This is a genomic window from Streptomyces sp. NPDC057438 (genome assembly GCF_042802995.1).
Taxonomy (GTDB): domain Bacteria; phylum Actinomycetota; class Actinomycetes; order Streptomycetales; family Streptomycetaceae; genus Streptomyces.
The window spans coordinates 35,384-49,035 of the sequence record NZ_JBHVDD010000054.1 but is presented as its reverse complement, the minus strand read 5'-3'; the positions used below and the strand labels follow the sequence as shown (position 1 = coordinate 49,035).

Sequence of the window (13,652 nt, the reverse complement as noted above, 5' to 3'; positions counted from 1 at the left end):
AGGGGCGCGGGGAACTGCGCGATCAACCCCCACCGGCCCGCACCCGCCAACACACCGAACCCCCCACCCCCCACCCCCCGCCGTCCCCAGCCCCACGTGGATCCCCCGGCAAGGCGGAGCCAAGCCGCTCGTATGCTCGACGAATGACGACTTCCGCGACCTCCGGGACCGGCCCGACCGAGAACTCCATGCGGCGGGCACTCAAACGCGCCCGCGACGGCGTGGCCCTCGACGTGACCGAGGCGGCCGTCCTCCTCCAGGCGCGCGGCGCGCACCTGGAGGACCTGGCCGCCTCGGCCGCACGCGTGCGGAACGCGGGCCTGGAGGCAGCCGGCCGCCCCGGCGTCATCACGTACTCCAAGAGCGTCTTCATCCCGCTCACCCGGCTCTGCCGGGACAAATGCCACTACTGCACCTTCGTCACCGTGCCCGGCAGACTCCGCCGCACCGGCCACGGCATGTTCATGTCGCCGGACGAGGTCCTGGACGTGGCCCGCAAGGGCGCCGCCCTCGGCTGCAAGGAAGCGCTGATCACACTCGGCGACAAGCCCGAGGACCGCTGGCCGGAAGCGCGCGAATGGCTCGACGCGCACGGCTACGACGACACGATCGCGTACGTCCGCGCCATCTCGATCCGCATCCTGGAGGAGACGGGCCTCCTCCCGCACCTCAACCCCGGCGTGATGAGCTGGACGGACTTGCAGCGCCTCAAGCCCGTCGCCCCCTCCATGGGCATGATGCTGGAGACGACCGCGACCCGGCTGTGGTCCGAGCCGGGCGGCCCGCACCACGGCTCGCCCGACAAGGAGCCCGCGGTCAGGCTGCGGGTCCTGGAGGACGCGGGCCGCTCCTCCGTCCCCTTCACGTCCGGCGTCCTCATCGGCATCGGGGAGACGTACGAGGAGCGCGCGGAGTCCCTCTTCGCGCTCCGGAAGGTCTCCCGCGCCTACCACGGCATCCAGGAACTGATCATCCAGAACTTCCGCGCCAAGCCGGACACCGCGATGCGCGGCATGCCGGACGCGGAACTGGACGAGCTGGTCGCCACGGTGGCCGTCGCCCGGCTCCTGATGGGCCCGGCGGGCTGCATCCAGGCCCCGCCGAACCTGGTCGACAGCGAGTACGAGCGGCTGATCGGCGCCGGGATCGACGACTGGGGCGGGGTGTCCCCCCTCACCATCGACCATGTGAACCCCGAGCGCCCCTGGCCGCAGATCGAGGAACTCACCGAACGCTCCCGGGCGGCCGGCTTCGAACTGCGCGAACGCCTCTGCGTCTACCCGGAGTTCGTCTCGCGCGGCGAGCCCTGGCTGGACCCGCGCCTCCTGCCCCACGTACGGGCGCTGGCCGATGCGGAGACCGGGCTCGCGCGCCCGGACGCCGTCGTCGAGGGCCACCCGTGGCAGGAGCCCGAGGAGGTCTTCGTCGCCGCCGGCCGCACGGATCTGCACACCGCCATCGACACCGAGGGCCGTACCGGCGACCGCCGGGAGGACTTCGACTCCGTCTACGGCGACTGGGGTGCCCTGCGCGAGGCGGCGGCACCCGGCATGGTCCCCGAGCGGATCGACACCGACGTGCGCGCGGCCCTGGCGACGGCCGCCGACGACCCCACGAGGCTGTCGGACGCCGAGGCGCTCGCCCTGCTGCACGCGGACGGCCCGGCGCTCGACGCGCTCACCCGCATCGCGGACGACGTCCGGAAGTCGGCGGTCGGCGACGACGTCACGTACATCGTCACCCGGAACATCAACTTCACCAACGTCTGTTACACCGGCTGCCGTTTCTGCGCCTTCGCGCAGCGCCGCACGGACGCCGACGCCTACACCCTCTCCCTCGACCAGGTCGCCGACCGCGCGCAGCAGGCGTGGGACCTCGGCGCGGTCGAGGTCTGCATGCAGGGCGGCATCCACCCCGACCTGCCGGGCACGGCGTACTTCGACATCGCGCGGGCCGTGAAGACCCGCGTCCCCGGCATGCACGTCCACGCCTTCTCCCCGATGGAGGTGGTGAACGGCGCGACCCGCACCGGGATGTCGGTCCGCGAGTGGCTGACGGCCGCGAAGGAGGCGGGCCTCGACTCCGTCCCCGGCACGGCGGCGGAGATCCTGGACGACGAGGTCCGCTGGGTCCTGACCAAGGGCAAACTGCCGGCCGCCACCTGGATCGAGGTGATCTCCACCGCCCACGAGCTGGGCATCCGCTCCTCCTCGACGATGATGTACGGCCACGTCGACCAGCCCCGCCACTGGCTGGGCCACCTGCGCACCCTGGCCCGCATCCAGCAAGAGACCGGCGGCTTCACGGAGTTCGTGACCCTCCCCTTCATCCACACCAACGCGCCCGTGTACCTGGCGGGCATCTCCCGCCCCGGCCCGACGATGCGCGACAACCGGGCGGTGACGGCGATGGCGAGGCTGTTGCTCCACCCCCACATCCCCAACATCCAGACCAGTTGGGTCAAACTCGGCACCGAGGGCGCGGCCGAGATGCTCCGCTCGGGCGCGAACGACCTGGGCGGCACCCTGATGGAGGAGACCATCTCCCGCATGGCGGGCTCCTCCTACGGCTCCTACAAGTCGGTGAAGGACCTGATCGCCGTCGCCGAAGCGGCGGGCCGCCCCGCCAGACCCCGCACCACCCTCTACGGCGAGGTCCCGGAGGAACGGCAACGCGCGGCCACCCTGTCGGACGGCCATCTGCCGGAACTGCTGCCGGTGTTGGAGTGACACACCTGCCGGTGACCGGTCCGGAAAACCCTTTCTGCGGTGTCAGTGACCCCTGTTAGCCTCCACCGGCCCGTGCGACACACGGGTCATGGGGAAAGCTCACCGGGGAGGGGACAGTTGGAGGGGTTGAGGAGATCCGGCGGCCGTGCGCTGCTGGCGATGGGATGCTCCGTGGCGGCCATGATGGCGACCACGTCCACAGGGGCGTACGCGGCCGAGAACCCGCCGCCCAAGCAGCCGCTCGTGCGGGATCTGAAGACGGGTGGCAAGGGCTGCGGAGCGGGTGACGGCAAGGCGTACGTCGCCGATCCGCGCCCTCAGGTCAACGCGGTCCTGTACGACACCGGCAGCGGCTCCCTCGGCGGGGAGTTCGAGTTCTGGTGGAAGGACGCCGAGGGCGCCGAGCAGCGCAGGACGCTGACGACCACCTCGAAGTGGTCGGGCACACCGTTCACCCTCAGGCTGCCGTGGGAGGACCTTCCCGCGAACACCGTCGTCTCCTGGCACGTCCGGGCGGACGACGGTACGTCGAAGTCGCCCTGGAGCTCCGCGGGGGACGGCTCCGCCTGCGAGTTCGTCATCGACGACGTGAACCCGGACAAGCCGGTGGTCAGTTCACCGGAGTACCCGGAGGACGTCCTCTGGACGGACGGCGTCGGCGTCTACGGCCACTTCACCATGGACTCGCCCTCGGACGACGTGGTCGCCTACACGTACGGCTTCATCGGCGGCCCGTACGGCACCGTCCGGCCCGACGAACCCGGCGGAGCCGTGACCGTCCCCTTCCTGCCGCTCACCTCCAGGCCCGACCAACTGACGGTCCGCGCGATCGACCGGGCGGGGCGCAGCAGCGGCGAGACCACGTACCGCTTCTACGTGAAGTCCGGCCGTGCCCCGGTCGCCCACTGGAAGCTCGCCGACCCGGCCGGCGCCACCACCGCCGCCGCCGAGAGCGGCACCGCCGCCGAGGCCGGAACCGGCGTGACCTTCGGCGGCCCGGCGCCCAGCGGCACGGCCCTCACCTCGACGGCGACCCTGGACGGCAGCGGCGGCTACCTCACTCCGGGTGCCCCGGTCGTGTCCGACCCCCGGAAGACGTTCGCGGTCAGCGGCTGGGCGCGGCCCGCGCGGACCGACCGGCCCATGACCGTCGCGGCTCAGGACGCCGGTGACACCACGGGCTTCGCGCTCGGTGTCGACGCCCGCGGCGAGGAACCCGTCTGGTCGTTCGCCGTCGGCGGCGCCCGGCTGACGGGCGGCGCGCCCGAGGCCGGGGAGTGGGCCCATCTGCTGGGCGTGTACGACGCCGAGACCGGTGAGGCCCAGCTGTACGTCAACGGCCGGGCGGTCGGCACGAAGAAGGAGGCGGCGCCCGGCGCGGCCGCCGGCGCCTTCCAGATCGGGCGCGCCCGGAACGGGTCGGGCTACCACGACCACTGGAAGGGCGAACTCGGCGGCATCCGGGTCCACGACCGGGTCGTCGTCCCGGACGAGGCCGCCGAACTGGGACACCGCAAGCCGCGCGCCCTCGCCCACTGGTCGCTGGAGAACGCGACGGACGGGGCCAGCCCGGAACAGGGCGGCGGTGCGCCGCTGAAGCTGGGCACCGGCGCGAGCATCCACCGCGGCCCGAGCGGCTCCTGCATCCCGGACCTCGACCCGGACTGCGCCGACGTGCCGTACGCGCTCGTCGGTGACGGACATCTGGCGCTCGACGGCGAGCGCGGGTACGCGGCCACGGAGCGGCCCGTCGTCGACACCTCCGACAGCTTCTCGATCGGCGTGGTGGTGCGCCTCGCGGACGCCGAGCCGACCCGCCCGATGACCGTGCTGTCCCAGGGCGGTGAGCACACCGACGTGTTCCGGGTGCGGTACGAGCCCGCCACGCACGCCTGGCAGCTGATCATGCCGAACGCGGACGAGCCGGACGCCCCCGAGACCGTCGTGGCACAGGCGGCGATGGCCGACGGCGGCGAGGGACAGGGCCACCGCATCGCCGTCGTCTACGACGACGCCACCGACCGGATCAAGCTGTTCCTGGACGGTGAACTCGCCACCGGGGCCACCGCCGACTTCGCGGACGGCCTGCCCAGCACCGGCCCGCTCCAGATCGGCCGGGCCCAGGTCGGCGACGGCTGGGGCGAGTACCTGCACGGCGACGTCGACGAGGTGCACGCGTTCACCGGCGCCCTGGAGGACGACCAGATCAACGGACTGGGCTGGGGCACCGAACCCTGCCTGTGCTGAGTCCCGTTCCCGAACCGCCGGCGGTCCACCGACCGCCGGCGGTGCGTCGCCCGGAAGGCCGCCTCAGCCCGCCTCGGTCCCGCCCGTCGGCAGATACGTCACCACCAGCACCACCCCGCTCAGCAGGAACACCCGCAGGGCGGCGTCGAGGCCGTTCCAGTCGGCGGACTGCCACATGACGAAGTACTCGCCGCCGATGGCCATGAAGCCGGCGCCGAAGAGGAGGAGGACCATGAGGAGGCCGAGGGTGCTGTAGCGGCGGGCCGTGTGGAAGGTGCGGTGGCGGAGGGCCCGTGCCCACAGGACGGTGGAGGCGACGAGGACCAGGGCCGCCACGGTCTCCCAGACGATGATCAGGACGTAGGCCACGTCCTGGACGCCCTTCGACTCGATGGCCCGCCACATGAGGTCCTCGTCCTTGAACGTGGTGTCCATGGCGAGGACATGATGGACGAACTGCTGGTTCGTACCGAAGTCGGTGATGTTGCTGAACGCCACCAGCGCCATGTAGAGGGCGACCGTGCCGACGAGCAGGGTCGAGGCCAGGGGGAGGAGTGAGCCGCGGAGGGTCCGGGTTTCAGCCATGGTTCCACTATGTGCCGGGGCCATGGACCATCCCCAGGTGTTTTTCGGCGCGTTGGATCACAATGGGAGGCGCCGATGGCGGAAAACCACGGCGAACCGAGGACGGCCGGAGGAGTACGCATGGGGCGCGCGCAGCCGTCGATCCCGACGATGCAGGAACTGATCCGGCGGCGCACCCGCCAGGGCTTCGTCGGCCGGACCGCCGAACGGGCCGCTTTCCGCGCCAATCTCGCTCTGCCCGTCGAGGACGAGCGGCGCCGCTTCCTCTTCCATGTGCACGGCAACGCCGGCATGGGGAAGACCTTCCTGGTCCGGGAGCTGGAGCAGATCGCCCAGGAGCACGGCGCCCTCACCGCGTACGTCGACGACGGCGTCGGCAGCGTGCCGGAGGCCATGGCCGTGATCGCGGACCGGTTCGCCCGGCAGGGGCGGCGGTTCAAGGAGCTGGGCCGGCTGCTCACCGCCCACCACGAGCGCCGGTACGAGGCCGAACTGGCCGCCATGGCCGCGGCCGAGCAGGAGGGACCGCGGCACGGGGCGACCGGGGGACCGGCGGACGAGGGGGGAGCGGGGGAGTCAGGGCCGCCGGAGGCGTCTTCGCGGGCCCGGCTCACCGGAGCCGCCGAGCCGTCGGCCGCGAGCATGGCCGCCGCCCGGGCGACCCTCGTCGCACTCGGGCTCGTCCCGGTCGTCGGCCCGTTCGCCGGCGCCGTCGACCCCGCCCAACTCGCCCGCCAGGCGGACCGGTTGCGGACGGGCCTCGGCGCGCGCACCCGCGGTCACGAGAACGCCGAACTGCTGCTCGCCCCCGAACTCGTCCTCACCCCGGCCCTGTTGGAGGAGCTGACCGGCGCGGCGGCCGAGGAGCCCTGGCTGGTCCTGATCTTCGACACCTACGAACGGACCGGCGCGTTCCTGGACCCGTGGCTGCACGACCTCGTCTCCGGCGACCGCTACGGCCCCCTCCCCGGCAACCTGGTCCTCGTGACGGCCGGACAGCGCCCGCTCGACGCCACCCGCTGGGGCGGCCTCGGCGACTTCGTCCTCGACCTCCCGCTGAGGCCCTTCACCGAGGCCGAGTCCCGCGGTCTCCTCGCGGCCCGGGGTGTGCTCGCCCCGCCCGTGGTGGAGGAGGTCCTGCGGCTCACCGGCGGCCTGCCCGTCCTGGTCTCGACCCTCGCCGAGGCCCGCCCCGCCGACCTCGACGACCTCGCCGACGCGGGCGACGCGAGCGCCACCGCCGTGGAGCGCTTCCTGCGCTGGGAGGGTGACCCGGTACGCCGGGCCGCCGCGCTGACCTGCGCATTGCCCCGGTGGCTGGATGCCGAGGTGTTCCGCGTGGCCGTGACGGGCGCGGGTCAGGGGGTGGGTTCGGGCCAGGGGGTGACCCAGGGGCCGAACGGCGGGCACGGCGGGGAAGCCGGGGAAGCCGGCCGGGGCGCGGGCGCAGAGGACCCCCACGCGCTGTTCGCCTGGCTGCGCGCCCTGCCCTTCGTGACCGACCGCGGCGACCGGGTGGTGTTCCACGACGTCGTACGCGCCCCGATGGTGCGGCTGCAGCGGACGCGGTCGCCCCGGGACTGGGGCGAGCGGCACCGCCGGCTGGCGGAGGCGTTCGCCGGGTGGCGTGCGCGGGCCGAGGCCGGACTGGAGGGAAGGGAGCCGTGGGGGGAGGCGCGCTGGCGTGAGCTGCGGCTGGCCGAGGCGTACCACCGGCTGTGCGCGGGGGAGCGCGGCGCGCTCGCCGGGGTGCTGCGGGACGTCGTGGACGCGTGCGGCGAGGACACGGCGGTGGCCCGGCGGTGGGCCGAGGCCCTGGCCCAGGCGGGGCAGGACGCCGACGAGGAGGACACGGCCCGTTGGGGGCGGGACCTGCTGGGCGCGCTGGAGCGGGGCGGCGTCCATGACGCGCTCGGAGTCCTGCTGCTCCGGGCCGCCCTCGACACCGGGCAGCAGGCGTACGCGCGCGCCCTGCGGGGGCGTGCGCTGCACCGGGACGGCGCGCACGAGCGGGCGGTGGCCGAGTACGACCAGGCCCTCGCCCTCGACCCCGGGTCGGCCACGGCGTGGCAGGGCCGGGCGGTCGCACGGGCGCACGCCGGCGATCACGCGGGCGCCGTGGCCGACCTCGACCGGGCCGACGCGCTGGCGCCCGACGACACCACCACCCTCGTCCTGCGCGGCGACTACCACCGCCTCCTCGGCGACCCGGACGCGGCGGTCGCCGACCTCGACCGCGCGGTCGCCCTCGACCCCGTACGCCGTTCGACGTGGGCCTCGCGCGGCGCCGCCCGGCACGCACAGGGCCGCCTCGACGAGGCCCTCGCGGACCTGGACCGCGCGCTGGAGCTGGACGGGCAGTACGTCTGGGCCCTGGTGCGCCGGGCGCGCGTACGGCGTTCCCGGGGTGAGCACGAGCGGCGGCTGGCCGATCTGCACCATGCCGTCGCCCTCGATCCGGACGCCCCCTGGGTCCGCTGCGAACGCGGCGACGCCCTGCGCGACGCCGGCCGCGACGAGGAGGCCCTCGCCGACTACGACCGGGCCGTCGAGCTGGACCCCCTGTACGCCTCCGCGTACGCCAGCCGGGGCGTCGCCCGCTTCCGGCTGGGCCGCCACGACGACGCCCTCGCCGACCTGGACGCGGCGGTGGCCCTGTCCCCCGAGTACGCCTGGGCCCTGCGCCACCGCGCCGCCCTCCATCTCGAACTCGGGTCCCCGGAGCGGGCGCTGGCCGACGCCGAGCGGGCGCGGACGCTGCTCCCCGGCGACCCGGCGGTCGCGGACGTGTACGAGCGGGCGGCAGCGGCGGTGGCGGGGCGGGCGGAGCATCCGCGGCGCCCGGAGTGAATCGAATCGGCCGGAGCGAAGCCTCCCGAGTGAGCCGCCCGGAGTGAAGCGCCCGGCTTGAGCCGCCCGGAGTGAAGCGTCCGGAACGGACCGTCTGCGGATGTTGCGCCGGCGCACGGATTCTCCGAGAGTGGGACCCCGGCGCACGACCTGTTCACCTCTGCGCGTCCGTGCTGGATTGCCCGCACGGTCGCACATCGCGTGTTGTTCCGTGCTCGATGCGGGCCCTGAATCGAAGGTTCCTGTTCGATTACAGTGCTGGACTGTCGAGCCGTACGGGCGTACGGATGTACGGATGTACTGACGTACGGGTCGGGGCAGGGGCCGTGAGGAGGCTGGGGTGGGTGCGACAGCCGGTGCCGTCTGGGGGCGTGTCGAGCAGCAGGACTTCCGCAGCCGCGTGCGCGGGACGCTGCTGGGCGCGGCCGTCGGCGACGCGCTGGGCGCCCCGGTCGAGCAGCTCAGCCTGGCGCAGATCGGTGAGGCGTACGGCCCCGAGTGGCTGACCGATCTGGCCTCCGCCTACGGCAGGCGCGGTGCGATCACCGACCTCACCCAGCTCACCCTGTTCACCGTCGACGGGCTGATCCGCGCCCAGGTCCGCCGTGACACCGGCGTGTGGCACCCGCCGACCGATCTGCACCGGGCGTATCTGCGCTGGGCGGCGACCCAGCGCGACTGGGGGCCCGACGAGCGCCGCAAGGACGACGGCTGGCTCGCCCGCGAGGAGTGGCTCTACGTGCGCCGCGACCCCTCCCTCATCTGCCTCCTGGGCTTCGCCGACGGGACCATGGGCACGCTCGACGCCCCCAAGAACCCGGGCGCGTCCGGCGCCGAGGCCGCGGCCCGCTCCGCGCCCTTCGGTCTCCTCGTCGGCTGGGAACCCCAGCTGGTCTTCCAGCTGGCCGTCGAATGCGCGGCCCAGACCCACGGCGCCCCCACCGCCTACCTGTCCGCCGGCTCGTACGCCGTCATCGTGCACGCCCTGGCGCGGGGCGAGGGCCTCGACGCCGCCGTGCAGAAGACCCTGGTCCTGCTGGCGGCCCGCCCCGGCCACGAGCCCGTCGCCGACGCCCTCCAGCAGGCCGTCGCCGCCGCCCGGCAGGGCGCGCCGTCCCCCGCCGTCGTCGAACGCCTCGCCGGTGACGGCGCGGCGGCGGGCCTGCTGGCCGTCGCCGTGTACTGCGCGCTCGTCGGCGAGGACGTCCGCCACAGTCTGTGCCTCGCCGTCAACCACGGTGGCCCCTCGGGGGCGTCCGGCGCCCTCACGGGCGGCCTCCTCGGCGCCCTCCACGGCGAGACCGCGCTGCCCCCCGCCTGGCTCGCCGAGCTGGAGGGCCGCCCCACGATCCTCGTCCTCGCCGACGACTTCGCCCTCGAAATGACCCAGGGCCCGGCCCTGCACGCCCCGGGCGGCGCGGTACCGGGCTGGCTGACCCGGTACCCGCGCGCCTGAGACGGCGCGGATACGGTGCCGGTCATGGCTGACTGGAACATGCGCCCGGCCCTGCCCGCGGACGTCGAACCCATCGCCGAGCTGCGCGCCGTGGTGATGCGCCCGGATCTCGAACGTCTCGGCCGCTACGACCCCGAGCGCGTCCGCCGGCGCCTGCGTGACTCCTTCGACCCGGCCCACACCTGGATCATCGAGGTCGGCGGCGCCTTCGCCGGCTGTGTGGCCCTGCGCCCGGCCGCCGACGCCCACTGGCTGGAGCACTTCTACCTGGCCCCGCGCCACCAGGGCACCGGCATCGGCTCCGCCGTGCTGCGCACCCTCCTCACCCGCGCGGCGCCCACCGGGCTCCCGGTCCGCCTGAACGTCCTGCGGGGCAGCCCCGCCCGCCGCCTCTACGAACGCCACGGCTTCCACCTGGACACCGAGGACCAGGTGGACGTGTTCCTGACCCGCAGACCGGGCGTCCCCGCGTGAGCACACGCCCCGAGGCCACACGCCCCGCGTGAAATGCGTTTCGTGCCGCGAGAGCGGGCCTCTACCGTAGCCCGGTGACCACACGGATGATCATCCTCAACGGCGGTTCCAGCGCCGGCAAGTCCGGGATCGTGCGCTGTCTGCAGGCCGAACTGCCGGACCAGTGGCTGGCGTTCGGCGTCGACTCCCTCACGGAGGCCATGCCCGCGCGGATGCAGACGTCGGACGGCGGCATCTCGATCTCGGCCGACGGCGAGGTCGGCATCGGAGCGGACTTCCGCGCGCTGGAGCAGGCCTGGGCCCAGGGCCTCGTGGCCATGGTCCGCGCGGGGGCCCGCGTCATCGTCGACGACGTCTTCCTCGGCGGAGCGGCCTCCCAGCAGCGCTGGCAGAGGCTTCTCGACGGCCCGCAGGGCGTGGACGTGCTCTGGGTCGGCGTCCGCTGCGACGGCGCCGTCGCAGCGGGCCGCGAGATCGCCCGGGGCGACCGGGCCCCGGGCATGGCCGAGGCCCAGGCCCGCCTCGTCCACGAGGGCGTGCGCTACGACCTGGAGGTCGACACCACCCACACCGAGTCGCTGACCTGCGCCCGCGCCATCGCGGCCCACCTCGGCGAACGCGAGGGCCGCCCCCGGGACACCTCCCGGGAACGGCCCTCGTAGCTCACGGCCGTACGACACCGGCCTCGTACGCGACCTGCCGGACGCGGTGCCTCAGACCCCGCTCGGACTGGACGCGTCCTTGCCCCGGGACGGGACCGCCGCCGCGCCGGCGCCGCCCTTGCCGTCCCCGTCGCCGTCCGTGTTGATGATCTCGATGAGCGCGAGCCGCTCGGGGGTGTCCTCCGGCTTGATGAAGCCGATGACGATGTACAGCACGAGCGAGACGGCCAGCGGGATGGAGACCTGGTACTGCAGGGGCACACCGCCGTCGATGTTCCAGTGGATCGGGTAGTTCACCAGCCAGAAGGCGAACAGGCCGCAGGCCCAGCTCGTGAGTGCCGCGGTCGGTCCGGAGCGGCGGAAGGGCCGCAGCAGGCCGAGCATCATCGGGATGGCCATCGGGCCCATGAGCCCGGCGACCCACTTGATGACGACGGTGATGATGTCCTTGAAGGCGGGCGAGTTGACCTGGGTGGCCGCCGCCATCGACAGGCCGAGGAAGACGACCGTCGTGATCCGGGCGACCCGCAGCCCTTGCCCCTCGCTCCACGTCCGCGCCCGGCGCCAGATCACCGGCGCGCAGTCCCGGGTGAAGACGGCCGCGATGGCGTTCGCGTCCGACGAGCACATGGCCATCGTGTGGGAGAAGAAGCCGACGATGACGAGGCCCAGCAGACCGTGCGGCAGCAGCTGTTCGGTCATCAGGGCGTACGTGTCGGAGCCGTTGCCCGTCTCCGACTTCACCAGCAGCGGCGACATCCACATCGGGAAGAACAGCACCAGCGGCCAGACCAGCCACAGGATCGCCGACAGCCGGGCGGAGCGCTCGGCCTCGTACGGGGTGGCCGTGGCCATGTAGCGCTGGGCCTGGTTGAGCATGCCGCCGTTGTACTCGAACAGCTTGATGAAGAGGAAGGCGAGCAGGAAGACCGTGCCGTAGGGGCCGACCAGCGGCTCGGCGTGGCCCTTCAGCTCCGGGCGGTCCCAGACCCCGAAGAAGCCTCCGTAGTCACCGAGTTCGGCGACGACCGCGACGAACATCGCGATGCCTGCCAGCAGTTGGATGACGAACTGGCCCAGCTCGGTCAGCGCGTCGGCCCACAGGCCGCCGATCGTGCAGTAGACGGCCGTGATCGTGCCCGTGATCAGGATGCCCTGGTTCAGGGACACGCCCGTGAAGACGGACAGCAGGGTCGCGATCGCGGCCCACTTCGCGCCGACGTCCACGATCTTCAGCAGCATCCCGGACCACGCCAACGCCTGCTGCGTGCCCAGGTTGTACCGGTTCTTCAGGTATTCGAGCGGTGAGGCCACCTGCAGCCGGGAGCGCAGCCGGTTGATGCGGGGTGCGAACAGCTTGGAGCCGATGGCGATGCCGAGGGCGATGGGGAACGACCAGGTCACGAACGACGTGACACCGTAGGTGTAGGCGATACCGGCATAACCGGTGAACATCACCGCGCTGTAGCCCGACATGTGGTGCGAGATGCCGGAGAGCCACCAGGGCATCTTGCCGCCGGCGGTGAAGAAGTCGCTCACGTTGTCCACGCGCTTGTGCGACCAGACGCCGATGGCGACCATCACACCGAAGTAGCCGATGAGCACGGCCCAGTCGAGACTGTTCATGGGCCCCCTTCCAGGGTCCGCCGCCAGGGTCAGGCATGTGAACTCTGGATTCGGTGGCATGGCCACGGCAAGGAAGTGGAAGGTCAAGAGGGGGTAAAAAAGTTCCGAGCGATGACTTCAGTTTATGTACGTGAACAATGGATGGCCGAAAAGGATCACCCTTCTCCTCGGGTGAGGGATTCGGTGGGGCAGGTCAGCGCATCAGTTCCCCGGCGTTGACGAGCAGCGACTGGCCGGTGATCGCCCGTGCCCGGTCGGAGGCCAGGAAGACCGCCGCGTCCGCGACGTCCCCGTCCGTGGCCAGCTCCGGCAGTGCCGTCCGCTCGGTGAGCCGCGCCAGCACCTCCGCCTCGGACACCCCCTCGCCGTGCGCCGAGAACCGCACGTACGCCTCCACGGGCGGCCCCCACATCCAGCCGGGCAGCACGGTGTTGACCCGTATCCGGTGCGGCCCCAGCTCCCGCGCCAGCGAGTACATCGCGCTCGTCAGCGCGCCCTTGGACGCGGCGTACGCCGCCTGGCGCACCTGCGAGGGCGCGGCCACCGCCGACTGCGTGCCGATGATGACGACCGCCCCGCCGCCCGCCGCCTTCAGGTCCGGCAGGCACGCCCGGGTCATCCGCAGGGTGCCCAGCAGGTTCACGTCGAGGACCGCCTGCCAGGTGGTGAAGTCGGCGTCCTCCAGGCCTCCGAAGTAGCTGTCCCAGGCCGCCACGTGCACCACCGCGTGCACGCCCCCGAACCGCTCCCGCGCGAGCGCCGCGAGCGCCGTGCACTGCTCCTCGTCGGTGATGTCGGTCGCCCGGTACGCCGTGTGCGCCCCGCCCGGGTCCACGTCGGCCGCGGCCTTGGCGAGATTCGCCTCCGTGCGCGCCCCCAGCACGGCGTTCCCGCCGTCCCGTACGACCGCCGCGGCGACCCGCTGGCCCAGCCCGGCCCCGACTCCCGAGACGACGACCGTCTTTCCGCTGAGCAGTGACATCGGAGACCTCCCGGCTCTGGCGCATTATCTGACGGAGCGTC

At 73.0% G+C, this 13,652-nt stretch carries 9 protein-coding genes; 6 read left to right on the top strand and 3 right to left on the bottom strand.

What is annotated here, in order from left to right; all coding sequences use genetic code 11:
- The first annotated feature begins 143 nt into the window (after positions 1-143).
- Positions 144-2,729, top strand: coding sequence for a bifunctional FO biosynthesis protein CofGH (locus ACFU5F_RS26120; protein WP_383891846.1), 2,586 nt, complete (start codon positions 144-146; stop codon positions 2,727-2,729).
- Between the two features lie 159 nt (positions 2,730-2,888).
- A complete protein-coding gene (locus tag ACFU5F_RS26115; RefSeq protein ID WP_383891843.1) occupies positions 2,889-4,976 on the top strand; it encodes a LamG-like jellyroll fold domain-containing protein in 2,088 nt (695 codons plus the stop codon).
- 63 nt (positions 4,977-5,039) lie between these two features.
- On the opposite strand, the gene ACFU5F_RS26110 is transcribed toward ACFU5F_RS26115, so the two are convergent.
- On the bottom strand, positions 5,040-5,561 hold the full coding sequence (locus ACFU5F_RS26110) for a DUF2165 domain-containing protein (protein WP_383891841.1): 522 nt from the start codon (positions 5,559-5,561) through the stop codon (positions 5,040-5,042).
- 120 nt (positions 5,562-5,681) lie between these two features.
- On the opposite strand from ACFU5F_RS26110, the gene ACFU5F_RS26105 reads away from it, so the two are divergent.
- The 4 genes from ACFU5F_RS26105 (at position 5,682) to cpt (ending at position 11,003) form a co-directional block, all read left to right on the top strand.
- Positions 5,682-8,411 (top strand): tetratricopeptide repeat protein, encoded by a 2,730-nt coding sequence (locus ACFU5F_RS26105; protein ID WP_383891838.1) that lies wholly within the window; start codon positions 5,682-5,684, stop codon positions 8,409-8,411.
- A 340-nt stretch (positions 8,412-8,751) separates the two neighbouring features.
- Positions 8,752-9,867 (top strand): ADP-ribosylglycohydrolase family protein, encoded by a 1,116-nt coding sequence (locus tag ACFU5F_RS26100; protein WP_383891835.1) that lies wholly within the window; start codon positions 8,752-8,754, stop codon positions 9,865-9,867.
- A 24-nt stretch (positions 9,868-9,891) separates the two neighbouring features.
- Positions 9,892-10,341 carry a GNAT family N-acetyltransferase gene (locus ACFU5F_RS26095; RefSeq protein WP_383891833.1) on the top strand — a complete coding sequence of 150 codons (450 nt, stop codon included), beginning with the start codon at positions 9,892-9,894 and terminating at the stop codon, positions 10,339-10,341.
- A 74-nt stretch (positions 10,342-10,415) separates the two neighbouring features.
- Positions 10,416-11,003: a chloramphenicol phosphotransferase CPT gene (gene cpt, locus ACFU5F_RS26090; RefSeq protein WP_383891830.1), complete on the top strand. Its 588-nt coding sequence runs from the start codon at positions 10,416-10,418 to the stop codon at positions 11,001-11,003.
- 51 nt (positions 11,004-11,054) lie between these two features.
- Here the strand turns inward: cpt and ACFU5F_RS26085 are convergent, their stop codons facing one another.
- Both ACFU5F_RS26085 and ACFU5F_RS26080 read right to left on the bottom strand, forming a co-directional pair.
- Positions 11,055-12,629 carry a sodium:solute symporter family protein gene (locus tag ACFU5F_RS26085; protein ID WP_383891827.1) on the bottom strand — a complete coding sequence of 525 codons (1,575 nt, stop codon included), beginning with the start codon at positions 12,627-12,629 and terminating at the stop codon, positions 11,055-11,057.
- A 193-nt stretch (positions 12,630-12,822) separates the two neighbouring features.
- Positions 12,823-13,611: an SDR family oxidoreductase gene (locus tag ACFU5F_RS26080; protein WP_383891824.1), complete on the bottom strand. Its 789-nt coding sequence runs from the start codon at positions 13,609-13,611 to the stop codon at positions 12,823-12,825.
- Between the last annotated feature and the right edge of the window lie 41 nt (positions 13,612-13,652).